27 protein-coding genes are annotated in these 22,726 nt (G+C 51.0%); 15 read left to right on the top strand and 12 right to left on the bottom strand.

Going from position 1 to position 22,726, the window contains the following annotated elements; translation table 11 throughout:
• Positions 1-160 precede the first annotated feature (160 nt).
• A complete protein-coding gene (locus Q7J88_RS03980; protein ID WP_303720860.1) occupies positions 161-379 on the bottom strand; it encodes a DUF3553 domain-containing protein in 219 nt (72 codons plus the stop codon).
• Positions 380-648: 269 nt separating this feature from the next.
• Positions 649-1,479: an NADPH-dependent 7-cyano-7-deazaguanine reductase QueF gene (gene queF / locus Q7J88_RS03975; RefSeq protein ID WP_369681967.1), complete on the bottom strand. Its 831-nt coding sequence runs from the start codon at positions 1,477-1,479 to the stop codon at positions 649-651.
• 164 nt (positions 1,480-1,643) lie between these two features.
• Between queF and asd the strand changes: the two genes are divergently transcribed.
• The 3 genes from asd to Q7J88_RS03960 all read left to right on the top strand — a co-directional run bounded on the left by asd (position 1,644) and on the right by Q7J88_RS03960 (position 4,252).
• Positions 1,644-2,753: an aspartate-semialdehyde dehydrogenase gene (gene asd, locus Q7J88_RS03970; RefSeq protein ID WP_303720858.1), complete on the top strand. Its 1,110-nt coding sequence runs from the start codon at positions 1,644-1,646 to the stop codon at positions 2,751-2,753.
• A 591-nt stretch (positions 2,754-3,344) separates the two neighbouring features.
• Positions 3,345-3,563: a hypothetical protein gene (locus Q7J88_RS03965; protein ID WP_303720857.1), complete on the top strand. Its 219-nt coding sequence runs from the start codon at positions 3,345-3,347 to the stop codon at positions 3,561-3,563.
• A 32-nt stretch (positions 3,564-3,595) separates the two neighbouring features.
• Positions 3,596-4,252: a response regulator gene (locus tag Q7J88_RS03960; protein WP_303720856.1), complete on the top strand. Its 657-nt coding sequence runs from the start codon at positions 3,596-3,598 to the stop codon at positions 4,250-4,252.
• A gap of 77 nt (positions 4,253-4,329) precedes the next feature.
• Here Q7J88_RS03960 and ltaE read toward each other — a convergent pair whose 3' ends face one another.
• The 9 genes from ltaE to dnaK all read right to left on the bottom strand — a co-directional run bounded on the left by ltaE (position 4,330) and on the right by dnaK (position 11,277).
• Positions 4,330-5,343, bottom strand: a complete 1,014-nt coding sequence (ltaE, locus tag Q7J88_RS03955; protein WP_303720855.1) for a low-specificity L-threonine aldolase — start codon at positions 5,341-5,343, stop codon at positions 4,330-4,332.
• A gap of 14 nt (positions 5,344-5,357) precedes the next feature.
• The gene (locus Q7J88_RS03950; RefSeq protein ID WP_303720854.1) at positions 5,358-5,651 is read right to left on the bottom strand and encodes a hypothetical protein; all 294 of its coding nucleotides are present in this window, start codon (positions 5,649-5,651) and stop codon (positions 5,358-5,360) included.
• Between the two features lie 88 nt (positions 5,652-5,739).
• Positions 5,740-5,934, bottom strand: a complete 195-nt coding sequence (locus tag Q7J88_RS15345; protein WP_369681966.1) for a diguanylate cyclase — start codon at positions 5,932-5,934, stop codon at positions 5,740-5,742.
• On the bottom strand, positions 5,928-6,353 hold the full coding sequence (locus tag Q7J88_RS03945) for a two-component system response regulator (RefSeq protein ID WP_303720853.1): 426 nt from the start codon (positions 6,351-6,353) through the stop codon (positions 5,928-5,930). Before Q7J88_RS03945 ends, Q7J88_RS15345 begins: the two co-directional genes overlap by 7 nt.
• A gap of 387 nt (positions 6,354-6,740) precedes the next feature.
• Positions 6,741-6,950: a GSU3473 family protein gene (locus tag Q7J88_RS03940; protein ID WP_303720852.1), complete on the bottom strand. Its 210-nt coding sequence runs from the start codon at positions 6,948-6,950 to the stop codon at positions 6,741-6,743.
• A 206-nt stretch (positions 6,951-7,156) separates the two neighbouring features.
• Positions 7,157-7,789, bottom strand: coding sequence for a 1-acyl-sn-glycerol-3-phosphate acyltransferase (locus Q7J88_RS03935; RefSeq protein ID WP_303720851.1), 633 nt, complete (start codon positions 7,787-7,789; stop codon positions 7,157-7,159).
• 69 nt (positions 7,790-7,858) lie between these two features.
• Positions 7,859-8,296, bottom strand: a complete 438-nt coding sequence (locus Q7J88_RS03930) for a thioredoxin domain-containing protein (protein ID WP_303720850.1) — start codon at positions 8,294-8,296, stop codon at positions 7,859-7,861.
• Positions 8,297-8,298: 2 nt separating this feature from the next.
• Complete coding sequence (locus Q7J88_RS03925) at positions 8,299-9,318, bottom strand: zinc metalloprotease HtpX (protein ID WP_303720849.1); 1,020 nt, start codon at positions 9,316-9,318, stop codon at positions 8,299-8,301.
• A gap of 42 nt (positions 9,319-9,360) precedes the next feature.
• Positions 9,361-11,277, bottom strand: coding sequence for a molecular chaperone DnaK (gene dnaK, locus Q7J88_RS03920; protein WP_303720848.1), 1,917 nt, complete (start codon positions 11,275-11,277; stop codon positions 9,361-9,363).
• Positions 11,278-11,629: 352 nt separating this feature from the next.
• On the opposite strand from dnaK, the gene Q7J88_RS03915 reads away from it, so the two are divergent.
• From Q7J88_RS03915 to Q7J88_RS03890, 6 genes are all read left to right on the top strand, one after another.
• Positions 11,630-12,064 carry an Hsp20/alpha crystallin family protein gene (locus Q7J88_RS03915; protein WP_303720847.1) on the top strand — a complete coding sequence of 145 codons (435 nt, stop codon included), beginning with the start codon at positions 11,630-11,632 and terminating at the stop codon, positions 12,062-12,064.
• Between the two features lie 41 nt (positions 12,065-12,105).
• Positions 12,106-12,498 carry an Hsp20/alpha crystallin family protein gene (locus Q7J88_RS03910; protein ID WP_303720846.1) on the top strand — a complete coding sequence of 131 codons (393 nt, stop codon included), beginning with the start codon at positions 12,106-12,108 and terminating at the stop codon, positions 12,496-12,498.
• A 210-nt stretch (positions 12,499-12,708) separates the two neighbouring features.
• Entirely contained in the window at positions 12,709-13,470 is a 762-nt protein-coding gene (gene djlA / locus Q7J88_RS03905) for a co-chaperone DjlA (protein WP_303720845.1), read from the top strand.
• Positions 13,471-13,544: 74 nt separating this feature from the next.
• Complete coding sequence (gene pgi, locus Q7J88_RS03900; protein WP_303720844.1) at positions 13,545-15,215, top strand: glucose-6-phosphate isomerase; 1,671 nt, start codon at positions 13,545-13,547, stop codon at positions 15,213-15,215.
• Between the two features lie 391 nt (positions 15,216-15,606).
• Complete coding sequence (locus tag Q7J88_RS03895) at positions 15,607-16,776, top strand: MFS transporter (RefSeq protein WP_303720843.1); 1,170 nt, start codon at positions 15,607-15,609, stop codon at positions 16,774-16,776.
• A gap of 70 nt (positions 16,777-16,846) precedes the next feature.
• Positions 16,847-17,668 carry a S1 RNA-binding domain-containing protein gene (locus tag Q7J88_RS03890; protein ID WP_303720842.1) on the top strand — a complete coding sequence of 274 codons (822 nt, stop codon included), beginning with the start codon at positions 16,847-16,849 and terminating at the stop codon, positions 17,666-17,668.
• Positions 17,669-17,687: 19 nt separating this feature from the next.
• Here the strand turns inward: Q7J88_RS03890 and Q7J88_RS03885 are convergent, their stop codons facing one another.
• The gene (locus tag Q7J88_RS03885) at positions 17,688-18,095 is read right to left on the bottom strand and encodes a thioesterase family protein (protein ID WP_303720841.1); all 408 of its coding nucleotides are present in this window, start codon (positions 18,093-18,095) and stop codon (positions 17,688-17,690) included.
• A 171-nt stretch (positions 18,096-18,266) separates the two neighbouring features.
• Here Q7J88_RS03885 and Q7J88_RS03880 point away from each other — a divergent pair, with 171 nt between their 5' ends.
• The 6 genes from Q7J88_RS03880 to Q7J88_RS15340 form a co-directional block, all read left to right on the top strand.
• Positions 18,267-18,998: a DUF1847 domain-containing protein gene (locus Q7J88_RS03880; RefSeq protein WP_303720840.1), complete on the top strand. Its 732-nt coding sequence runs from the start codon at positions 18,267-18,269 to the stop codon at positions 18,996-18,998.
• Between the two features lie 135 nt (positions 18,999-19,133).
• The gene (locus tag Q7J88_RS03875; RefSeq protein WP_303720839.1) at positions 19,134-19,610 is read left to right on the top strand and encodes an Rrf2 family transcriptional regulator; all 477 of its coding nucleotides are present in this window, start codon (positions 19,134-19,136) and stop codon (positions 19,608-19,610) included.
• Between the two features lie 71 nt (positions 19,611-19,681).
• Entirely contained in the window at positions 19,682-20,602 is a 921-nt protein-coding gene (gene cysK, locus Q7J88_RS03870) for a cysteine synthase A (protein ID WP_303720838.1), read from the top strand.
• A gap of 4 nt (positions 20,603-20,606) precedes the next feature.
• Positions 20,607-21,413 (top strand): ATP-dependent sacrificial sulfur transferase LarE, encoded by an 807-nt coding sequence (gene larE, locus Q7J88_RS03865; protein WP_303720837.1) that lies wholly within the window; start codon positions 20,607-20,609, stop codon positions 21,411-21,413.
• Between the two features lie 65 nt (positions 21,414-21,478).
• Positions 21,479-21,901, top strand: coding sequence for a hypothetical protein (locus Q7J88_RS03860; RefSeq protein ID WP_303720836.1), 423 nt, complete (start codon positions 21,479-21,481; stop codon positions 21,899-21,901).
• Positions 21,902-22,539: 638 nt separating this feature from the next.
• On the top strand, positions 22,540-22,726 hold a 187-nt coding region (locus Q7J88_RS15340; RefSeq protein WP_369681965.1), incomplete at its 3' end, for a transposase.

Raw genomic sequence — 22,726 nt, 5'->3', positions numbered from 1 at the left:
GAAGACTGTATACCGAATGCGCACCCTTGTCTGTTCTGTATCTCATGTTTATATAATCAGATAGAACTGAACATTTTACAACAAAAAACATTTTCGCCTTTCATCCCCCACCTTTCGGAAGGAGACTTCCCGGCGAAGTGTTAATATAGAGAAAAGCGGCTCACCTTTCGCGCCAGTGTCTCCGAAGCCGTTCCTCAATCCAATCTAGATCGCGCAAAGTCACCTTCATCAATTTGGCATGTTGCAGACTGAGGGTCTTTTTGCCCACCTGCTCAAAAGCAACCTTAACCTTACCGTTTTTGGTATGCCCCTGAATAAAGCCAGGGCCCCATTCTGGTTTTCCGAGGATACGAACCCGGTCACCATGCAGATATTCCATCTTCTCCGCCTCCCGGATCTACAAACTCATTAATTTTATAGGCAACCCCATAAGAGATAGCGCTTTTTCTCTGCTTGTCAAATAAATATCAAAATATTTCTTCTGTTTTTTAGCTAGTTACAGATTTTAATCCAAAACAAACAACTGATTCCAACGACTTATCCGTCTTTCACCTATGCTGCCTAGGAACGCAAACCAGTAGTTCATAGATTCTTTGGCATGAAACGACTTAAATGGAGGGTTAAGCCCGTAAAGGCTTAAGTATTCTGCTACTGCCGGGCTTGGCGCAGATTGGCTATGCGTGCTTCGAAATTGGAGCGAAACGGGTTAATATCAAGTCCGCCACGCCGGGTATAGCGGGCATAAACCGTCAGCTTCTCCAGCTGGCAATAACGCATCAGATCGACAAAAATCCGTTCGACACACTGTTCGTGAAATTCATTGTGCTGGCGGAAAGAAATCAGATACCGCAACAATGCCTCGCGATCTATTTTACCACCCCGATAATGTATAAAAATGCTCCCCCAATCGGGCTGGTTGGTGACCATACAGTTACTTTTCAGCAGGTGGCTGTGTAGCTGCTCGTCGACGATCGCCTGCTGATCGGCAGAATTTTCCAGCAGGCCCGGATCGAGCGAGTAATTATCAACCTCGATGTCGAGGGCATCAATGCAGTCTCCCGGCAAGGCTTCAATTTGCTCGGTGACAAATTGATCGGAGTCGAGCAAGCGAACCCGCACCTGGCCGCCGGCGGCAGCGGACAAGTCTTTCACCATGCGCTGTTCAGCCTCTGCAAACCCTTGCAACCGGGTCTGGTTGAAGGAATTGAGATAGAGCTTGAACGATTTCGACTCGATCAGGTTCGGCGTCTCGCAAGGGACGTGGAATTCCCCCATCGCGACGACCGGCTTGCCCTTGAGGTTAAGCCAAGAAAGCTCAAAAGCGTTCCAGATATCGTAGCCGCCGAAAGGCAATTTGCCGGTCACACCGATCACATCCCGTTTGACCTGACGCGGAAAAGGGCAAAGCAACCCGGGGTCGTACTCGGAAACATATTCAGTAGTTTTTCCAAGCGGTAGACTTGCTTCGTAATCGGTCATCATCTTATCCTCAATAAAGCGGTATTTTCCTCTTTACGTCACGGAAAAACTATACCACTCGACAAAAAATGCTGGTATGATTTCCGGCTAATTCTGGTCAGACCAATTGGGGTCGGATGGCAGGATATGTCGATTTTTCACCCCCGTCAACATGGAGAAACAAAATGAAAGTCGGATTGGTCGGTTGGCGTGGCATGGTCGGTTCGGTGCTGATGCAACGGATGGCAGAAGAAAACGACCTTGTCGGAGTAGATGCTACCTTTTTTTCAACCTCTCAGGCAGGCCAGGAAGCCCCAGATTTCGGTCAGGGGACAGGAACCACCCTGGAGGCTGCCAGCGATATTAGTAAACTCGCCGAGCAGGATGTCATCATTACCTGCCAGGGCGGCGACTACACCAAAGAGGTCCACCCGAAGTTGCGCGCCGTAGGCTGGAACGGCTACTGGATTGATGCCGCCTCGAGCCTGCGGATGGAAGAAAACGCGGTCATCATCCTCGACCCGACCAACCTCGACGTTATCGAGGATGCGCTGAAAAAAGGGATTAAGGATTTCATCGGCGGCAACTGCACTGTCAGCTTGATGCTAATGGCGATCGGCGGCCTTTTCAAAGCTGGACTGGTCGAGTGGGTCTCTTCTATGACCTACCAGGCCGCTTCCGGCGCCGGGGCACCGAACATGCGCGAACTGATAAACCAGATGGGCGTGCTTAATGCCGCCGTCGCAGACGAACTGCAAACTCCCGGATCGGCGATCCTTGAGATCGACCAAAAGGTCACTGCAACCCTGCGCAGTAAAGAGATTCCAACCGCCGAATTCGGCTTTCCGCTGGCCGGCAGTGTGCTCCCATGGATTGACCGCGAAGTAGAAGACGGCCAGAGCCGAGAGGAATGGAAGGGTTACGCCGAAACCAACAAGATTCTCGGTAACAAGACTCCGATTCCAGTCGATGGCATCTGCGTACGGATTGGTGCCATGCGCTGCCACAGCCAGGCGTTGACCATCAAGTTGAACAAGAACCTGCCAATTGACGAAATTGAACAGATCATCGACGGCGACAACCAGTGGGTTAAGCTTGTGCCAAATACCAAGGTCGACACCCTTGAGCAGCTGACTCCAGCAGCTGTATCCGGAACATTATCTGTACCTGTCGGCCGGGTACGCAAGATGAAAATGGGCCCGGAATACCTGTCCGCCTTCACTTGCGGCGACCAGCTACTGTGGGGCGCGGCCGAACCGCTACGGCGCATGCTTCGAATACTCAAAGACAGCTAAACCAAAAAAGCCTGGCCGCGGAAACTGCCGGGCTTTTCCATTTCATTCTGAATAATTTGGTTTAGACAGGAACTGAAAAACGGAAGGTAGTTCCACTTTCGACCGAGCTTTCGAATTGCAATCCTCACTTTTATTGGCCTTGTTCAGTGATGCCTCCATATTCCCCTCGAAACAGTAGATATAAACCTTTTCGGTAACTAGATATACCTAAAGTGCAGCTTAGAAGCTAACACAATAACAATCAAATTGACGAACAAAGCTCCAGCAGCCGAATATAGAAAATATTTTCGCCGATTATTTTTTATGTCCACCACGCATAGCAACAAAACTTCCTTAAATATCAATTCCTTACAAGACATATCAAGTTTTTTAAACAGCTCGTTTCAAAAATGGAGTGTATGCCTGCATTATACAGCCTGAAAACTTTCATAGCTCTGAAAACTTCTAATACAAAACTTTTTATACAAATAAAAACAAATACTTATCAATACACAAAGAGCTTTTCATTCTGGGGTGGCACGCTCGCTGCTCTATATGGCTAGCAAGGATGAATGGAACCATAACCGCAGAACTCACATAACGGAGGAGATTATGAAAAAGATGCTGCGTAACGCCCTTATCGCCCTGTTCACTTGTTCATCTTCTGCTTTTGCTGCCAGCACTGCCACCAGCACTGAAGGCGGTTTCCTGCTTTCCCTGTTCATCGGTTTCTTCTCCCTTATCCTTGTGTTCCAACTGGTACCAGCAACCATCATGCTGATCGGCATGATCAAAGGTTTGTGGAGCGGCAAAACCCAGATTCATTACTAATCGCCAAGCACATTTCTGAAAGGTGGCAAGCAATGCAAGGGCTACTGATTGCAAATAAAAATCGAACTGAGCGGGACAAGTTAGCCAGCATCTTCAGTGATGATGCCTATCAGGTTTCCAGCTACGCATCAGTAGTCGAGGGGCTGGAAAAAATTATCAACAAGACGATTCAGGTAATTGTACTGGCGGGAGATTTTGATGAACAGCATATCGTCAAACTGGTGCCTCTACTGAAAAAATGCAATCGCCACCTTTCAATTATCTTGGTCACGGCTGAACTCCCCCTGACGCTGCTGCGTAAAATCCGCAAAGAAGGAGTTTTCTACCACGCCCTGCCACCGGTTGGGGAGATTGGCTGCGAAGAGATACATCAAGTGGTCAGCTGTGCATTCAAAACCTATCAGGCAAATGTGAATGCACCTAATACATTAACATTTAAGGAGAAAACCATGTTAAACGCCAAGTCTATTTTCACCACCCTGTCAATCATTCTGCTCTCGGTTCCAGCGATGGCCGCTGACACCACCAAGGTATACACCAGCGGGATTCTGGTCTTGCTGTTTGTCGGCTTCTGTGCACTGATTGTTGTTGCCCAACTGCTGCCGGCAGTGATGAACCTGATGGGAATGACGAAAAAGGCTGCGCAAAACGCCAAAAAGATGCAGACTTCCAGTTTGGAAAAGAACTAAATCACTTCGTCTTTAACGGAGAGACATAACCCCAAAGGGCGACCAAGATGGCCGCCCTTTGGGGTTGCTACAATCGATCAGCGGAAAAAACGGTTAATTTCGGTAACTACCCTTTCAACCTCTTCGCCACTAACATCCAGGTGGGTGACCATCCGGATCGTATGCCCGATGCCAATCCGAATTCCACGCACGGCAAGAAACTCCTTCAGGGCAATCGCGTGCTCGTCGGGCAGGTCGAGAAAAACCATGTTGGTCTGATTCGCCTCACGGCGGACGCTCATCCCTTCGATCTTCCGCAAGCCACTCGCCAACTGTTCCGCGTGAAGATGGTCATCCGCCAGCCGCTCAATATTGTTTTCCAGCGCATAAATCCCAGCCGCGGCAAGGATTCCCGACTGCCGCATCCCGCCGCCAACCACCTTCCGCCAGCGCCGTGCCGCATCTATTAACCCCTTTTTCCCGCATAGCACCGAACCGACCGGTGCTCCCAGCCCCTTTGACAAACAGAGGGAAACCGTATCAAACGGTTTGACCAATTCAGCAATTGAACACCGATGATAGACTGCAGCGTTAAATGCTCGGGCACCATCCAAATGGAAGCCCAAGTGATGTCGATCGACAAAATGCCGGGCTTCGGCCAGATAATTCATCGGCAGCGCTTTACCTGCCTGGGTGTTTTCCAGACTAAGCAGCCGAGTCCGCGCATAATGCGAGTCCTGCGGCTTGATGAATTGTTCAACCAGCTTTAAATCGAGGCTGCCATCAGCGGAAAATTCAAGCGGCTGCGGCTGAATGCCGCCGATCATAGCCGCCCCTCCCCCTTCGTAACGGTAGTTGTGGGCCTGCTGACCGGCGATATACTCATCTCCTCGCTGGCAATGGGCCAAAAGAGCTAACAGATTTCCTTGCGTGCCGCTCGAAACAAACAGCGCCGCCTCGGTCGCAGTCATCTCGCAAGCGAAAGCTTCGAGCCGGTTGACCGTCGGATCCTCGCCATAGACATCGTCCCCAACCTCGGCATTTGCCATCACCTGGCGCATTGCTGCACTCGGCAAGGTGACCGTGTCACTCCGCAAATCGATTGTTTTCATGCTGTCCCCAAGAGTTACTGGCGGATTACGCGTTCAGTTGACCTTTGCCGTCGTTGATCGACAACGATGTTACTTCCTCTTCGCTTCTTGGCGAGTTTCTTCGTCTCGCTGCAGACATCGACGATCTGCTGTGCTGATCCCACCTGCCTTTGACTTAAATCGATAGTTCCCATACTGATGCTGACCAGTGAATGTTGACGCTGGTTCCCCTCGCGATCTGTTGCCTCGACATAGCCTTGCTTTACGTCTTCCACAGAATAGAATTCGCCGATCCAATTATCGATGCATTGAATAATCTCCTCTGCCACCACCATCTTCTTCTTGGCTGGTAAAATCAGTACAAAATCATCCCCCCCGATATGCCCCCAAAATCCTCAGAGCAGCCGCTGCTCTGCATCACCCCCGGATCACATTGGCGGTAAAGATGATGAATTCATCCCCCTTGGCAAAACCGTAATTGTCGTTATAAGCTTTGAAATTATCCAGGTCGGCATAAATAGACGCAGGAATCGCTGGAAGCGATATCGACCAGTCTCTGCAATTCGCAATAGATACAGGTATTCCCTGGTAAGCCGGCGTTGGGATTAGCATCGAGCGCCAATTGGTTGCCGCTGTAATTCCTGGATTGCGTCGCTCAGCTTAAATTGATTCTTCAGCCGCGCTTTCAAGGTTGGAGCATTGAACGGCTTCGTTACAAAGTCAACCGCCCCGAAGGCAAACCCGCGCTCCTCATCGGCAATCGTGGCGACACGGGTCAAAAACACCACCGGCAAAGACGCCGTTGCCGGATCCGCTTTAAGCTTTCTACAGATCACAAATCCGTCCATATCGGGCAGACTGGTTTCAAGAATCAACATATCGATCTGCTGCTTTTGCAGCTGCTTAAATAGCTCCACTGACGATTTTGCTGTAACCACATGATAATCATCTTTCAATGCGCCGATTGTCGTAGCAACACTTAAAAGATCAGTGTCAGCGAGCAATATTCTTTTGCGTTCTACTGTTCCCATATTAGTACCTGCATGCAGCAGCAACCCGGAGTTTTTCCGCACCAATCAAACCTGCATCAAGCGTGAAGAGATAACAACAAGCTTGAACAATTCGCCGACGGTTGCTAGGGTTTGCTTACAGGGTCGCCAAAAACTAAATATAATCATGCTGATGGCCGACAAGAAGAAAAGAAAGGAAGGTCATCATGTTGCAAGGTAAGAGGGAATGGTAAAAAACATTGTCATTTTGCTGGTGCTGATTATTTTGGTTGCCACTATAATCTGTGGGATTCATTACGCAGGTTTACAGGTCGACAACCAAAAAAAATATACGCATCCGATTACCCGGCCCGGTGCCAGTTGGTAATCGGCATTTGGCATCCTGAAGCTCCTTAATCCGCGCCAAGCTCAGTTCAAACGCCGCTCCGCACCTTCATAGGGGGTGCCACCTGCCCCACGAAGCGGATCGACTCCGACCTTCGCCCAGCCTTCACTTCTTTCAAACTGATCAATCTGCTTGGTGTCGATCAAGGTCCCCAATAACGCCGGGCTGATACGATCTTTAACCCCATTTTTGTAGACAACATTGATTTTGGTACTACGTCTGAAAAAGGCCATTGCCAGGTCTCCTTTCCATCCCTATTCGCGCTAACAATCATACAAGGTTTTCTCCCGTTAACAACTTGGACAGAAAGACTTTTTGTTTATCATCAAGTTAGCGACACAAGGCAAAGCTGCCCTAGCGATGAATGAGCAGGAAGGGGCGGCTCTCCTGTCGAGCACCGCAATGATTCTGTTGTCGGTTTTGTTTACTAATGCGCTATTTAAGCTTCTTCCAGCCCGTCTGCAATCGCCGCCATCAAGCGTTCGACGATCAGCAGGTGCGTTTCCTTGCAATCTTCCAGTTTCAGCAGGTCGGAAAAATCGAGCGGTGCTCCAAAATGAATCAGCCCCCGCTGGCCGAATCCGGGAAAACGCCACTTGTTGATGCCGCTCAGAGCGGTCGGGATCACCGTCGGCCGATGATCATAGATCAGTTTGCCAACACCGCGGTTCCCTTTCCCCAGTTTGCCCTCCTTATTGCGAGTTCCTTCCGGAAACAGCATCACCTTTTCGGTTTGCAGCAACTGTCCAAGATGTTTTCCAGCGCGCACATCGCGTCCCCGTTTGACCGGAAACGCTCCCCACGAGCGGTAAAGAAAACCGAGGAATTTGTTTTCGAACAGTTCTTCCTTGGCTGGCGCCCAGACCATCTGAAAGGGGTGCTGTCGAAATACGGTGATCGGCAAAAATACTGTATCGTAGCCGGAGATATGGTTGGAAGCCAGCAAAACTCCACCTTCATCCGGCAGATGCTCACTTCCCACCACCTCCAGACGGTTACAAACAAAAGCATAAAAAGCAATAAATACACCGACGAACATCACCCAACAACGGCGCAAAAAAGAAACATGCACGACAAATCTCCTTGCTTAAAAAGAAACTTGCCTACTATAGCAAAGTGGCAAACGCTAACAACCGCTAAATCATATAATTCCGTTTGCCCAAGCAACAATCTGTTCAAAATGAATTGCTCCCTGCCGACGAGCGACCTCCTGACCATGCTTGAAGAGAACGAAGGTCGGAAGGCTGTTAATGATCATTCGGCTGGCACTGAATTTGTTAACCTCGGTATTCAGTGTAGCCATTCGCAGTTCCGGCTCCAGCTCGGCCACAGCTTGACGAAAGGCAGGCAGCGTTTTCTGGCAGTAACCGCACCATGGAGCCCAGAACATCACCAGCATCGGCTGGTTACCGACGCTGAGCAGTCGCTGGAAATTACCATCGCTCAATTCCAGCAATCCGCCATCAAACAACAGTTTTCGACATTTTCCACATTTCGGCTTGTCGTAGAGCCTCTTTTGGGGAACCCGGTTGATCGCCCTGCATTTATCGCAAATGATTTGATAATCAGCTGTCATCATATTCACCACTCACGCATTATAACTTTTGGCGATTGCCGCAACGAAGGATAGACAACAATCGGAATCGGCCTGGGAAGTACTTCTATGGAAACCTTACCCGATGCCGGTTTTATCTGCCAACCAGCTGTCCTGGGTGGCTTCTCAGGTGCTGCTTCAAAACCTCCCTCTGTCAACTCTAGCAAACGCCGAACCCGATCCGCTGTCGGCGGATGAGTTCGCAACCAATTGGGCAGCACCCGATAGCTGCCTAAAAAGCGCTGCATGAATCCACCTGTGTTTCTTTCGATTTTGTGCAGGGCACTGGCCAACCCACGTGGATCGCCGGTCAAACTGGCGGCACCTAAATCTGCGCTGTACTCCCAGGCCCTGAACAGACCCAGTTTCGCCAAGGAGCTGGCCTGCGGGGCGAGAATTAATATCAATACCAGCAGCCAATTAAAGCTCTGTTCGGAAAACAGCACCAGAGGCAAGTTGAGCAGCAGCAGAATCTGACCGAACAGCGAAAGGCTACCGGTCAAGCGAGCCGCCAGATCTGCAAGCCGCATCACCCGAAGATTATCTTGTCGCAGGTGACTTATCTCGTGTGCCAGAACCCCTGCCATCTCGCGACGATTGAGCAGTCGCAGCAACCCATCTGACACCGCAATGAGCGGCTCTTCTTGACTCCCGGCAGCAAAAGCGTTCGGCTGCCGCGTCGGCAGCAGATAAAGATTGGGGGAATGCTCCAGTTGAGCAGCTCGCGCCAGATCGTCATTCAACCGATAGAGTTCTCGATTCTGTAACCGGTTGAGTGGCCGCGCGCCGGTAAGCTTCATGATCAGGTGTGGTGATTGCGCTGGTGCCAACAGAAACAGGACCGCCACGAGCACCAGAATCCAGACCGCAACCGCAGATCCCCAAATCGACCAGCCAACCAAGTAGAGATAGCCACCAAGCAAGCTGAGCAATAAAACGGTCTGCAGCCGATTCTGCCAGTTATGCCGGAACCATTCGGTTTTGTTGATTGAAGATCTGCGGAACATCTGTCTTTTCCTTTCAGCCTTCCAAGCAGCGCTTATGCGGACTCAGGCGGCGTTATTCTTTTTATTTGTAACGTCTTCAAACTCGGCATCGATCACACCACCATCTGCTTGCCCGCCATAGCCCGAATCCTCTTGAGGGGGGCCGCTCTGAGTAAATTGCTGCTCTGCCAATTTTGCGGCAGCACTACCTAGCTGTTTCCTTTTGGCATCTATTGCGTCCTTATTGTCCCCCTTGAGCGTGGACTCGAGCTCTTTGACCAACCGTTCAATCTCGCTCTTGTCATTCGCAGCAACCTTTTCACCAACTTCATCGAGGTTCTTTCGGGTGGCATGAACCAACGCCTCAGCCTGATTCTTAGTAATAACCAGCTCCTGGAACCGACGGTCTTCATCGGCGTGAATCTCCGCTTCCCGGACCATCCGCTCAATCTCCTCTTCACTCAACCCGCTGGAGGTTTTGATTACTACCGACTGCTCTTTGCCGGTAACCTTATCCTTGGCCGAAACGTTGAGGATACCGTTAGCGTCGATGTCGAACTTGACCTCGATCTGCGGCAGACCTCTGGGAGCGGGGTTGATCCCTTCGAGGTTGAACTGGCCTAGTGATTTGTTGTAAGCCGCCTGCTCCCGTTCCCCCTGCAGCACATGCACAGTCACCGCCGACTGGTTGTCTTCCGCAGTTGAAAAAACCTGACTAGCCTGCACCGGGATGGTGGTGTTCTTTTCGATCAACTTGGTCATCACCCCGCCTAGGGTTTCGATGCCGAGGGAGAGCGGAGTAACATCAAGCAGTAGCACGTCGTTGACGCTGCCACCGAGCACGCCCCCTTGAATAGCCGCTCCGATCGCCACCGCTTCGTCCGGGTTGACATCCTTGCGAGGTTCCCTACCGAAGAACTTTTTGACCTTCTGCTGTACCAATGGCATCCGGCTCTGCCCGCCGACCAGAATCACGCTGTCAATATCTATAGTTTTCAAACCGGCATCCTTGAGTGCCAGCTTGCACGGTTCGATGGTTCGTTCGACCAACTCAGCGACTAGCGATTCGAACCGCGCCCGGCTGATCTTCAGGTTCAAGTGCTTGGGACCACTGGCATCGGCGGTGATAAACGGCAGGTTGATGTCGGTCTGCTCGGTGGTTGAAAGCTCGATTTTGGCTTTCTCGGCAGCCTCCTTGAGTCGCTGCAGGGCCATCTGATCACCGCGCAGGTCGATCCCCTGCTCTTTCTTGAATTCATCACAAATAAACTCGATCAGTTTGGTATCGAAGTCCTCGCCACCGAGGAAGGTATCCCCGTTGGTCGCCAGCACTTCAAACTGCTGCTCACCATCAACGGCGGCAATCTCAATAATCGAAACATCGAAGGTGCCGCCGCCCAGGTCATAAACCACCACCTTGTGATCGCCTTTTTTATCTAACCCGTAAGCCAGCGCCGCTGCGGTTGGCTCGTTGATAATCCGTTTCACTTCCAGTCCGGCGATCTTGCCGGCATCTTTGGTTGCCTGCCGCTGCGAGTCGTTAAAATAGGCCGGGACCGTAATCACCGCCCCGGTCACGGTTTCGCCCAGATAATCCTCGGCAGACTTCTTCATCTTTTGCAGAACTTTGGCGGAAATTTCCTGTGGCGAGAGTTCTTTATCGCCCACCTCAACCCAAGCATCACCATTCTTTGCTTTCACAATCCGGTAAGGAACCATGCCTTTATCTTTTGCGACCATCGGGTCATCGTGCCGTCGCCCGATCAGGCGCTTAATGGCAAACAGGGTATTGCCCGGATTCGTTACGGCCTGACGTTTGGCGGTCTGCCCAACCAGGATCTCGTTGTCGGCAGAAAAGGCGACAATCGACGGCGTCGTACGCGCACCCTCACTGTTTTCAATCACCTTTGGCTTACCACCTTCCAGAATCGCTACACAAGAGTTGGTGGTTCCTAAATCGATACCGATTATTTTGCTCATTTTTTTCTTCCTCCTTCGGGTTGTTTATATTTGCTGTCTCTGTTGCAAAGCGTTTTTAAGAGTTAATAAATCAAAGCCCATGCCAAGCTACGCCCCGCGCAAACAGCGGGTTTTTAATACCAGCAACCGGCTTGCAACGTTGCACCTGTTGCCGTCCGCTGTCGCATGCGACATAAGTTGCGACGCTCACGCCCCACCAACGTCCTTTGCTCCGCGTCAGAATCATATAAACAGCTGAAATCAAATCATTAATCGTACATTCAGCAGACAAATAATTTGGCATGAGATTTGTTATTTAAAAGGTCAAAACCACGGCAACCGGAACAGATAACTTTTTCAGAAGGAGGAAAAAATGGCTGGATTGGATCTGTTTCAAGAGATGGACATGCTACGCAGGGAAATCGATCAAGTCTTCAGAGGCATCGGCCGGGGCACATCCTTTCTTCCCGGGATCGGCGCGGGGGAGTATCCACGAATGAACCTGAGCGAAGATGAGAAAAATTATTATGTCGAGGCACTGGTTCCCGGCATCGATCCCAAAGATCTAGATCTGAACCTGATGCGTGGCACGCTGACCTTGAGCGGAGAGCGGAAAGAAGACGAGGGCAACGGCCGGACCTGGCACCGGCATGAACGAGGAGCTGGAAAGTTCATGCGCACTATCGAACTTCCCGATTCTATCGACAGCACCAAAGTCGATGCCGAGTATCGCAACGGCGTGCTCTTGATCACCCTGCCGAAGCCACAAAGCCAGCAGCCGAAAAAGATCACGGTACTCGCTCACTAACTCGCTCTAAACAGAAAACCTAAAGATAGGAGGACAGAACAATGACAGCTCAAGAAATGGTCAAGCGGCAAGAATCAACCCCGAGTCCCCACGAGGAGACCAGAACCGTAGGACGCGTGCTGACCCCGGCAGTCGATATTTTTGAATCTGATGAGAGGATAACTCTGGTCGCAGATATGCCCGGAGTCGATAAAAAGGGCCTCGATATCGACCTGGAAAAAGGTGTCCTAACTCTCAATGGCGAGATCTCGATCGAAAGCCGCGGCAAATCACAACTACGGGAATTTTCAGCGGCGAATTATTACCGTCAGTTCAAAATTTCCGAACACATTGATGTGGATAAAGCGACAGCTGAACTGAAAAACGGTGTGCTGACACTGGACATTCCCAAAGCGGAATCGGCCAAGCCGAGAAAGATTGCAATCAAGCATTAAGCTGAAGAGGGCGAATAACCATCAGCCCCTGGAATTTTCCAGGGGCCTGTTTTTTTAGCCTCTGTGAAAACCTCCCGGCTTTCCGGGAGACCCTAACCATTTGCTGAGTGCTTCGTTGACTTTTTTAAAATATACGAACTTGCCATTTATGTGTCAGTTTCGTTATTGTTTTTTGCAATTTCCTCAATTTCCCACAAAAGGATATTTATCATGGGTTGGATATCAGGAATTATCGGCGGCAGCCTCGGCGCAGTTATTGCCGGGCCGATCGGCGCAGTGATCGGTGCCGCGATCGGTGCAGGCATGGGCAGTGGACAGCAGATGCAAACCGGCGGCTTTCGCGTCGACCAGACTCAGCAGCGGCAGGCTATTTTTTTTACCGCCGCCTACTCGATGGTCGGCAAGCTCGCCAAAGCGGACGGCAGAGTCTGCCCGAACGAGATCTCAGCCATCGAAAAAATCTCCCGCGAAGCCCTCGGCCTCGACCCGCAAACCCGCCAGTACGCCATCAACGTATTCACCCAGGCAAAAGACAGCGCCGAACCGTTCAGCAGCTACGCTCGTCAGTTCGGGGATCTGTTCAGCCATGACCAGCAACTCTGCAGTACCATGATGAACTTCCTGTTCCAGGTGGCGATGGCCGATGGCGAACTGCATCCGCAAGAAGAAAAGATGCTACTGGAAGCCAAAATGGAGTTCCGCCTGCCGGAAAGTATCTACCAATCGCTGCGCAACCACTTTGTCGGGCAAAAGAGCAGTTCGGTAAGCCTGACCAAACACTATGAGGTTCTGGGAATTTCCAGTGACGCGAGCATCTCCGAAATTAAGAAAGCCTATCGGCAAAAAGCAGCTGAGTTTCACCCGGATAAGATTGAAAGCAAAGGGTTGCCACCGGAATTCATTAAATTCGCCAACGACCGGCTGGCCGAGATCAACGCGTCGTACGATGCGATCATGACGGCAAGAAAATAGCTGTCACACCCAATATTCGGCACACAATCTGTTATGCTGTGGGGCAGAAATGAATCCCACGATGAGGAGCTGAAATGCCGAAATTTACTGATCTTCCTGCCACTGAATTACTATTCAAAAACAAGCTGGAGCTGGAAAAACAGCACCTACGTCAGCTGTTTGCCAAAGATCCCCAGCGTGCCGAACGCTTTTCTGTGCGGCTGGAAGATCTGCTTTTCGATTACTCGAAACACCGCATCACCACAAAAACTGTGCAATTGCTGCTGGAGCTAGCCGAACAAAGCGGTCTTGGACTGAAAATTGAACAGATGTTCAAGGGCGTCAAGATCAATTGCACCGAGCAGCGCGCGGTCCTGCATGTCGCGCTACGCAATCGCAGCAACCGACCGATTATGGTCGATGGTCAGAATGTGATGCCACAGGTCAACGCAGTGCTCGATAAAATGCGCCGATTTTGTGAACAGGTGCGCAGTGGCCAGTGGCGGGGACACAGCGGCCAGCCGATCAGCGATATTGTCAACATCGGCATCGGCGGTTCTGATCTCGGCCCGCTGATGGTCACCGAAGCACTCAGGCCATACGCAGCCCCGAAGCTTAAGGTCCACTTCGTCTCCAACGTCGACGGCACACACATCAGCGAAACCCTAAAAAAGGTCAATCCGCACACCACTCTGTTCCTGATCGCCTCGAAAACCTTCACCACCCAGGAGACTCTAGCCAATGCCCATAGCGCGCGCCACTGGCTACTGGAAACTTTCGAGGAGGAGAGCGCCATCGCCAAACATTTTGTTGCCCTCTCTACAAACGTCGAAAAGGTCAGCGAATTCGGTATCGATCCGGAAAACATGTTCGAGTTTTGGGATTGGGTCGGTGGCCGCTATTCGCTCTGGTCGGCAATCGGCTTATCGATTGCACTCTATCTCGGCATGGACAACTTCGAACAACTACTGGCAGGCGCCCATGTCGCCGATGAGCACTTCCGCACCACCCCGTTCGAAGGCAATATCCCGGTCCTGATGGGGTTGCTCGGCATCTGGTACAACAACTTCTGGGGTGCGGAAAGCCACGCGATCCTGCCGTACGATCAATACCTGCACCGATTCCCCGCCTACTTTCAGCAGGGCGACATGGAAAGCAGCGGCAAACGGGTGACCCTTACTGGAGAAACGGTTGACTATTCGACCGGGCCGATCATTTGGGGCGAACCCGGCACCAACGGCCAACATGCCTTCTACCAGTTGATTCATCAAGGCACCAAACTGATACCGAGCGATTTTCTCGCCCCGATCGAAAGCCACAACCAGATCGGCGACCATCACCAGCTGCTGCTATCCAACTTCTTTGCCCAGCCGGAAGCGCTGATGAGCGGCAAGACTGCAGCTGAAGCACGTTCCGAGATGGAAGCAGAAGGCCTGCCGAAGGAACGGATTGAACAATTGCTGCCCCACAAGGTTTTCCCCGGGAACCGACCGAGCAGCTCTTTCCTTTTCAAAAGACTGACCCCCAAGATGCTCGGTATTTTGATTGCCCTATACGAACATAAAATTTTCACCCAAGGAGCGATCTGGAACATCAATCCTTTCGATCAGTGGGGGGTTGAACTGGGTAAGCAATTGGCGAAAAAGATCCTGCCGGAACTAGATAGCAGAGCGGACATTGCCAGCCACGATTCATCAACCAACCAGCTGATCAACTATTATCGTCAACACAGGACAAGCGGAAACTCACCAGCACCACAGAGCTGACATTAACATTAAAAATTCATCTGGACCTGAAACCTGGCAGAAATCTTTTTGGCAATCTTTTCAGCTTGATAGCTTTATTAATATTTGCTGATAGGAGGTTATCCACAGTTATTGTGGATAACCTTTTGACAAGTCCTTTACCGAGAAACCAACCTCGCGAAATTCCACTATTTCCTCCTTTTTGCCCGATAATTACACAACGAAAATAAAACACTATTTTTCAGCTGGTTAGGAAATCGCTCTCGTTTCTTCAAAATCCTTGTTTCTTTAATTTTCGATTTTTTAATTCCCTGCCAGGATGCTCTGCCGGTATAGTTGTTGCTGTGTTGATGCAAAGACTGACATTGGCAAAAACAAATGAAAGTCTCGGTTTGCCGCCGGGAATAAACGCATGATTAAACAAACAACAGGGCCCAAAACCGGCTCAATGCTGCCGATCCTTTTCAACACCGTCCTGACCCTGTCGGCGCTTTACGCACCCCAGCCGTTACTCCCAACCTTGAGCAGGGGATTTGCCGTCAGTAACGAAGCGGCGGCGGCGCTAACGACCATCACGTTCATCCCGCTTGCCATCGCACCGCTGCTGTACGGCTTCTTGCTTGAAACGATTTCAGCGGAGCGGCTGCTGAAGTTGGCCGTTGCCCTGCTGACTCTCTCGGAGCTGTTTTTTGCTGCCAGCAGCAGTTTTCCCCTGCTCCTCGTGCTCCGCCTGCTGCAAGGACTGCTGATCCCTGCCATCCTGACCGCGCTGATGACCTATATTTCCCAGCATTCCAGCAAGGAGACCGTGCAACGCAGCATGTCGATCTACATCGCAGCCACCATCGTTGGCGGCTTTGTCGGCAGAGCGATCTCCGGCGCAATCGCCAACCAGTTCGGCTGGCAATACAGCTTTATCTTTTTGGCTGCCAGTCTGCTGCTCGGCTTCGCCTGGCTGTTTCGGTTACCGGATGCGCCGCAGATGACTTTAAGCCGCCCAAACCCGAAAGCCCTCTTGCAAACCCTTCAGCGGCCATCTTTTCTCCCGCTTTACCTCGTTGTCTTCTGCATGTTTCTGGTCTTTGCCGCAGTGATGAACTACCTACCATTCCGTCTGACCGAATTGAGCGAACAGGCGGATGAACTCCGCATCGGGCTGATGTACTCCGGTTACATGATGGGAGTTATCACTTCTCTGGCTGCGCCGTCCATCAGCCGCCGCTTGGGAGGGACGGTCCGAACCATGCGGCTCGGCTTGCTTGCGTTCGCCTTTTTTTTACTCAGCTTGGCTGCGGGGCAGATCTGGCTGCTGTTTATCAACATGTTCTTGTTCTGCGGTGCCATGTTCGTGATCCACTCCACCGCTTCGGGGTTGATTAATCGCATGGCTGGTAGCGGCAGTCGAGGTCTGACCAACGGACTCTACGTCGCCTTTTATTACTCCGGAGGAGCGATCGGCTCGTTTGCACCGGGGCTGGTCTATCGCCTGTACGGCTGGAACAACTTTCTGCTGTTCCTAGTGCTGATCTGTCTTCTTGGATTTTTCTTTAGCCACAGGATTGCCCATCTGCAAGAAACCTGATTTACTGGCTGTTGCCGTTTCTCTATGTTAAGGTGCCCCGCCGAACCAATCCCGAGTAAAAGGAGGCCTGATGCTGCCCGGTAATTATTATCAGCTAAGCGTGGAAAAGATCGAACCGAATGGTGCTTGGCTTTCGACCGATGGCGAACCGGCATTTCTTCCGATTCGAGAATGCCCAGCAGGCTTGGCAACCGGAACAACGCTGGAAGTATTTCTCTTTCTCGACCGCGACAATCGACTGCGTGCCACCACCCAAGAACCGTTCGCTGAAGCAGGACAATTCGCCCTGCTGCAGGTCAGCAGCATCGGCCCGCACGGCGCGTTTCTCAACTGGGGCCTGGAAAAAGACCTGCTGGCTCCTTTCAGCGAACAGCCGCAAAAGATGCTCGAAGGGCGTCGTTATCTGGTCTATCTCTGCCACGACCAGCAAGGTCGGCCGATCGCTTCGGCACGGCTTGAAAAGTTCGTCGAGAAAGAAAATCAGGATCTCAATGAGGGGGAAGAAGTCGAATTATTGATTTGGACCTTCACCGATCTGGGTGCCAAAGTGATCGTCAATGATCGTTACGAAGCCCTGCTCTACAAAGAGGATCTTCCAACCGGCCTGAAGCGGGGCGACCGAGGCAAAGGTTACGTCACCCGCATCAGGGAAGACAAACGAATCGATGTCGCGCTACGCCGCCCGGGAGCCGCCGGCATCACCGATGCCCGTGAGGTGATTCTTGAAGCGCTGCAGGAGACCGGCTTCATTCCCCTGCACGACAACAGCCCCCCGGAGTTGATCCGCAGCCAGTTAGGCCTGAGCAAAAAACAGTTCAAAAAAGCGGTCGGCGGGCTCTACAAGGACGGGCTGATCCAGCTCAGCCACAAAGGGCTGAAGCTGTTGAAATAGTAACCCGGTCAAAAACCAATTAGCCCATTTTCTCCAGCGCCTCTACAATTTCCTGCGGCAGTTGAGGCCGCCCCTTGGCGTTGACCCCGGTGCCGGTAATCCAGGCTTTGAGAACCAGCTGATCATCCGGCAGCAGATAAATGTCCTGTCGGAAGCGGTAGCGCAGCGGTGAAATCCTTTCCAGAATCAGGCCGACCCAGAAAAGGTCGCCGCTACGCAATGAGCGTTTGTATTCCAACTCCGCCTTGATCACCACCAGATCTAGCCCCCGCGCGGTCAACTCGGCAAAGTCAAGCCCCAAAGCCCTGATGAATTCATGCCTGCAGTGCTCAAGATAATTCTGATAGACCGCATTATTGACCACCCCCTGAAGATCGCATTCGTAATCACGTACCTGAAAATCAAGCCGAAACTGATACTTTTTCATTGAATTTCCCTTCAGCAAAACAATGCCTCATCTAGCCATATCCGATCGGGAAAAACAATACAACCCGGCATCAAGAGAATTTTCTTTACAGAAAAATGTTCTCCCTTTAAATATGGGATTATTTGCTATCGCATCGACAGTTTAATTGTCGGAAACTAAAATGAGGTAACGATGAAGACATCTAAAACAAATCAATACAGCTGCAGTAATTGCAGCCAAGTCTGGAACAAACAAGGAACGACCAGCTGCTGGAGCGAGCCGGGGCAAGGACCGAAAGCCCCGAACTACTGCCCGAGTGAAAATGAGCAGGAAATCGTTTCCGACAGTTTTCAACTCTATCTGGGTGACAGCGAAGATGCCAAACTTGCACGTGTAGCAGCGCAGGTCGAAGGCCTCTGCTATCAGCCGATCAGAGGCAGTGATGCGGTTAACGCCCGTTGGACGCGCGTCGAAGATACCATCGCCCTGGCGAAACTGATGGGCTACCGAAAAATAGGCATTGCCTCCTGCATCGGACTGCTCGAGGAGACCGCTCAACTTTGTAAAATCCTGACCGCCCAAGAGCTGGAACCACTTTCGGTCTGCTGTAAATCGGGAAGCATCGACAAATTAGAACTCGGCCTGAGCGAAAATGAAAAGGTGCGCCCAAACACCTTCGAGCCGGCGTGCAATCCGATCGCCCAAGCAGAACTGCTCAACAAAGCTGGCACCGACATGAACCTGATCGTTGGCCTTTGTGTCGGTCACGACATGCTGTTCGCCAAATACTCAGAGTCTCCGGTATCGACGCTGGTGGTAAAAGATCGTGTCACCGGTCATAACCCGGTGGCAGTCCTCTATGGGCAAAATTTTTATTTCAAACGACTCCAGAAGCAACCGGTAATCGGAGCCGACGAAAACTGAAGCCGACCCAGACCGCAGCAAACTACTTGACTGTACGCACACAGGGTTTCCCAGCGAATTATGCGTTTTATTCTTGACAGCACAAGTAGAGATTCATATATTCCCAAATAAGCAATCTTATGGAGGAAATAAAGCATGAAACTTTCGACAAAAAGTCGCTATGGCGTTCGTGCCATGTTCGACATGGCATATCACGCAGGAACCTTGCCGGCGCAGATCAAGGATATTTCTCGTCGGCAGAATATCTCTCCCCGCTACTTGGAACAGATCTTTCAAGATCTGAAAAAAGCCGGCTTGCTGAAAAGCCGTCGTGGACCGCAAGGTGGTTATAGTTTGGCTAAGCCGGCTGATGAAATCACTGTCAAGCAGATCGTTCTCGCTGCTGAAGGCGAACTCCAACTGGTCGATTGTGTCAAAAACCGGCGAAAAAAAGGTGAGAAAGATCCGGTCTGCGACTTTGACAACCAGTGCCTGACCCAGCACCTCTGGGCAAAAGCGAGTCAGATTCTCGGTGACTACTTTGATTCCATCTCTCTTAAGGACCTTTGTGATCAAGGCAAAGAAATGGGACTTGAGAAAGAACTCGATCACCGTTTTATGTATTTCATCTAAATCAACAGCCTGCCATTTGGCAGGCTGTATTCAATTACGGGTAGCCGCTGATATCAGTGGTAGGAGGAGTAATGTCAAGCACAGCAAAAAACTGCTCTTTGGAACAGATCGGGAACACCCCATTGGTAAAACTAAACTCCCTCTGCCAGTCCGGCGGTGCAACCATCTGGGGGAAGCTGGAAGCGAGCAACCCCGGGGGCAGCATCAAAGACCGCATCGCCCTAGCGATGATCGAAGATGCCGAACAAAAGGGAAAACTCTCTCCAGGGATGACCATCGTCGAGCCGACCAGCGGAAACACAGGCATTGGCCTAGCAATGGTCGCTGCCGTCAAAGGCTATAAGCTGATCTTGACTATGCCGGAAACCATGAGCCAAGAACGATGCCGTCTGTTCGGCTGCTACGGTGCGAAACTTATCCTAACCCCTGCCTCACAGGGGATGCGTGGTGCGATTCAAAAAGCCGAAGAGCTGACCAAAGAAAAGTCGGCCTTTATGCCGCAACAGTTCAGCAATCCGGCCAACCCGCATGCCCACGAAATAACAACCGGACCGGAGATTCTGGAGGCCTTAGGCGGTGAGGTCCATATGTTCGTCGCCGGGGTCGGCACCGGGGGAACCATCACCGGCGTCAGCCGCTGCCTGCGCAAGCAGAACCCTAAGGTCAAAATAGTTGCTGTTGAGCCAAAAAGCTCTGCAACCCTCTCCGGCGGAGATGCCGGGCCACACATGATTCAGGGAATCGGAGCAGGTTTTGTTCCGGAGGTCCTTGAAACTAACAGCTATGATCAAGTGATCACCGTCAGCGATGAAGACGCCATCAACATGACACAGCAACTAGCCAAAAAAGAAGGGCTGCTGTGCGGTATTTCATCTGGTGCCAACGTCTTCGCCGCGACGGAGCTGGCTCGTAAAATGAAACCAGGACAGAACGTGGTCACCATTATCTGCGATACTGGAGAACGTTACCTTTCGACAGGTATCTTCGACTGATCATATGTCCCTTACCAGCAAGCTTCAGCACCTGAAGCAAATATTGAAACGTTTTGATCGTGTCGCTGTGGCTTTTTCCGGCGGAGTCGACTCAACGCTGTTGCTGAAGATTGCCGTCGACACCCTCGGAAGCCAGAAGGTTTTGGCACTGACTGCTACATCGCCCCTCTACCCCGTTTATGAAGAAGAAGAGAGCAGCAAGCTGTCGGAAATAATCGGGGTCAGGCAGATGCTGATTGCTAATAACGAGCTGGAGCTTCCGGAATTTGTCGAAAACAATCCGCGGCGCTGCTATCATTGCAAACTGAAGCTTTTCAGCAATTTTCTACAAATCGCGAATCAGAATGGTTTTTCCACACTGATTGAAGGCTCCAACCAAGACGACTTGGGAGATTACCGCCCGGGGCGAGATGCTCTCCAGGAGTTGCAGGTCAGCTCCCCCTTGCTGGAGGCGGGCCTGTACAAAGCGGAGATCCGGCAGCTGAGCCAAGAGCTGAAGCTACCGACTTGGAACAAGCAGGCCTTTGCCTGCCTAGCTTCTCGTTTTCCTTACGGTACTAGCATCACCCGCGAACGGTTGGAGCAGATTGAACGCTGTGAAAACTGGTTGCGCAAGCAAAACTTCACAAACTTCCGTGTCCGTTATCACCATGAACTGGCCCGGATTGAGGTTCCAGCAGATGAGCTGAGTCGATTTCTAGATGACAATTTACGTCAGCAGCTGGTCATCGAGTTCAAATCTGCCGGGTTTCAGTATATTACGCTCGATCTCCAAGGATATCGAACTGGCAGCATGAACGAAACGCTGTAACACCAAAAAGCCATATCGCAAGCCCGAAACCATCAAACGGCTTTAAAAAGCCAAGGAGAGCCTTGATGCCTAAAAGTGGTGCATTGTTTGCGGTCTGTTTCGTTGCCGGGCTCCTCGGCGCACTCGCCAGCAGCCTGGTCCTTTGGGGAGCTGGTAAATGGGGTATCAGCGATCTGCTCGGTGTCCGGATCGCTCCCTCCCTCAAAGAATCATGGCTCTACCCACGGCTGATCTTCGGCGGACTCTGGGGGCTTGGCTATTTTTTCACCGTTGGCACTCCTCGCCAACGTTGTCGTTGGGTTCGCAAAGCGTTATGGTTCAGCCTGCTCCCTTCAGCCTTCACCCTGTTTTACCTCTACCCTTATGTTGAATACCGAGGATTAGCGGGATTCGAACTCGGCATGTTGACCCCCATGTTAATAGTTCTTAGCAACCTGTTCTGGGGAATCTTCACTGGTTTTTTCACTCGGCTGTTCTGGGGACGATGAGCTGACCCTGAGTTCTTTTTTTCTGTTTTCTGCCTGTTTTTTCCTGCTGTTCAGCGCAGCACCCTCAGAAGATTTGCATGAGGTTGTCAGCTGGGTCTATGATGGCGACACCCTGCAAATCGAAACAATAGGCAAGGGTCGACTTCCCGGAAAGCGCTGTAGAGTAAGAGAGAGATGTAAAATTTATTGAATCTGCTAATCCCGCCACGAATTTATCACACCCCTCCCCCCCCCCTCAAAACCCATATCGTAAAGATCTTCGCCATTTTGCTGAATCAGGCTTATGGATACCATCAATCTCTTTGATTTATATAGGCTTTTAAAAATATCCTAAAAATGGCCAGTGTGTCTCATAAGTAGGGAGTATTGAGCAGAAGTGCCCCTTCGACCAGATACCCTATGATTGTCATCTCGTATATTGTATCAAAACAGTTGCAGAAGTCCTTAGAAGTTCCTGATAGTGTGGTGGCGATCATAGTAACTGGCGGGCTTCACTCAAGTAATAGGTTGCTGAGGGTAGAACAAGAGACGGATTTCATCAGAATAGGCATGTCAATTTTGAGAGTAATCTAGTGCCATTAAAATTTAACACTTCGCCGGGAAGTCTCCTTCCGAAAGGTGGGGGATGAAAGGCGAAAATGTTTTTTGTTGTAAAATGTTCAGTTCTACCTGATTATATAAATATGAGATACAGAACAGAAAAGGGTGCGCATTCGGTATACAGTCTTCAGTTCCACTATGTCGCATGCGTCAAGTACAGAAAAAAGGTCTTCAGCGACAACATTTCTTCTCGCCTTAAGGAAATCAACCTTTCCGTGGCCGAGA

It is taken from the genome of Malonomonas rubra, from assembly GCF_003247215.1.
In the GTDB taxonomy this organism is placed as follows: Bacteria; Desulfobacterota; Desulfuromonadia; order Desulfuromonadales; family Geopsychrobacteraceae; genus Malonomonas; species Malonomonas rubra_A.
The sequence above is the reverse complement of the archived record's forward strand: the minus strand, read 5'-3'. Positions and strand labels throughout refer to the sequence as shown.

Bases quoted from the DNA above. Each gene is read 5' to 3' on its own strand.
- Q7J88_RS03885 (WP_303720841.1), bottom strand. From the start codon at position 18,095: ATGAAAAAGTATCAGTTTCGGCTTGATTTTCAGGTACGTGATTACGAA.
- larE (WP_303720837.1), top strand. From the start codon at position 20,607: ATGTCCCTTACCAGCAAGCTTCAGCACCTGAAGCAAATATTGAAACGT.
- Q7J88_RS03890 (WP_303720842.1), top strand. From the start codon at position 16,847: ATGCTGCCCGGTAATTATTATCAGCTAAGCGTGGAAAAGATCGAACCG.
- Q7J88_RS03910 (WP_303720846.1), top strand. From the start codon at position 12,106: ATGACAGCTCAAGAAATGGTCAAGCGGCAAGAATCAACCCCGAGTCCC.
- Q7J88_RS03960 (WP_303720856.1), top strand. From the start codon at position 3,596: ATGCAAGGGCTACTGATTGCAAATAAAAATCGAACTGAGCGGGACAAG.
- Q7J88_RS03915 (WP_303720847.1), top strand. From the start codon at position 11,630: ATGGCTGGATTGGATCTGTTTCAAGAGATGGACATGCTACGCAGGGAA.
- Q7J88_RS03880 (WP_303720840.1), top strand. From the start codon at position 18,267: ATGAAGACATCTAAAACAAATCAATACAGCTGCAGTAATTGCAGCCAA.
- dnaK (WP_303720848.1), bottom strand. From the start codon at position 11,277: ATGAGCAAAATAATCGGTATCGATTTAGGAACCACCAACTCTTGTGTA.
- Q7J88_RS03895 (WP_303720843.1), top strand. From the start codon at position 15,607: ATGATTAAACAAACAACAGGGCCCAAAACCGGCTCAATGCTGCCGATC.
- Q7J88_RS15345 (WP_369681966.1), bottom strand. From the start codon at position 5,934: ATGCTAATCCCAACGCCGGCTTACCAGGGAATACCTGTATCTATTGCG.
- cysK (WP_303720838.1), top strand. From the start codon at position 19,682: ATGTCAAGCACAGCAAAAAACTGCTCTTTGGAACAGATCGGGAACACC.
- djlA (WP_303720845.1), top strand. From the start codon at position 12,709: ATGGGTTGGATATCAGGAATTATCGGCGGCAGCCTCGGCGCAGTTATT.
- Q7J88_RS03945 (WP_303720853.1), bottom strand. From the start codon at position 6,353: ATGGGAACAGTAGAACGCAAAAGAATATTGCTCGCTGACACTGATCTT.
- Q7J88_RS03860 (WP_303720836.1), top strand. From the start codon at position 21,479: ATGCCTAAAAGTGGTGCATTGTTTGCGGTCTGTTTCGTTGCCGGGCTC.
- pgi (WP_303720844.1), top strand. From the start codon at position 13,545: ATGCCGAAATTTACTGATCTTCCTGCCACTGAATTACTATTCAAAAAC.
- Q7J88_RS03965 (WP_303720857.1), top strand. From the start codon at position 3,345: ATGAAAAAGATGCTGCGTAACGCCCTTATCGCCCTGTTCACTTGTTCA.
- Q7J88_RS03980 (WP_303720860.1), bottom strand. From the start codon at position 379: ATGGAATATCTGCATGGTGACCGGGTTCGTATCCTCGGAAAACCAGAA.
- Q7J88_RS03940 (WP_303720852.1), bottom strand. From the start codon at position 6,950: ATGGCCTTTTTCAGACGTAGTACCAAAATCAATGTTGTCTACAAAAAT.
- queF (WP_369681967.1), bottom strand. From the start codon at position 1,479: ATGACCGATTACGAAGCAAGTCTACCGCTTGGAAAAACTACTGAATAT.
- Q7J88_RS03875 (WP_303720839.1), top strand. From the start codon at position 19,134: ATGAAACTTTCGACAAAAAGTCGCTATGGCGTTCGTGCCATGTTCGAC.
- asd (WP_303720858.1), top strand. From the start codon at position 1,644: ATGAAAGTCGGATTGGTCGGTTGGCGTGGCATGGTCGGTTCGGTGCTG.
- Q7J88_RS03930 (WP_303720850.1), bottom strand. From the start codon at position 8,296: ATGATGACAGCTGATTATCAAATCATTTGCGATAAATGCAGGGCGATC.
- Q7J88_RS03925 (WP_303720849.1), bottom strand. From the start codon at position 9,318: ATGTTCCGCAGATCTTCAATCAACAAAACCGAATGGTTCCGGCATAAC.
- ltaE (WP_303720855.1), bottom strand. From the start codon at position 5,343: ATGAAAACAATCGATTTGCGGAGTGACACGGTCACCTTGCCGAGTGCA.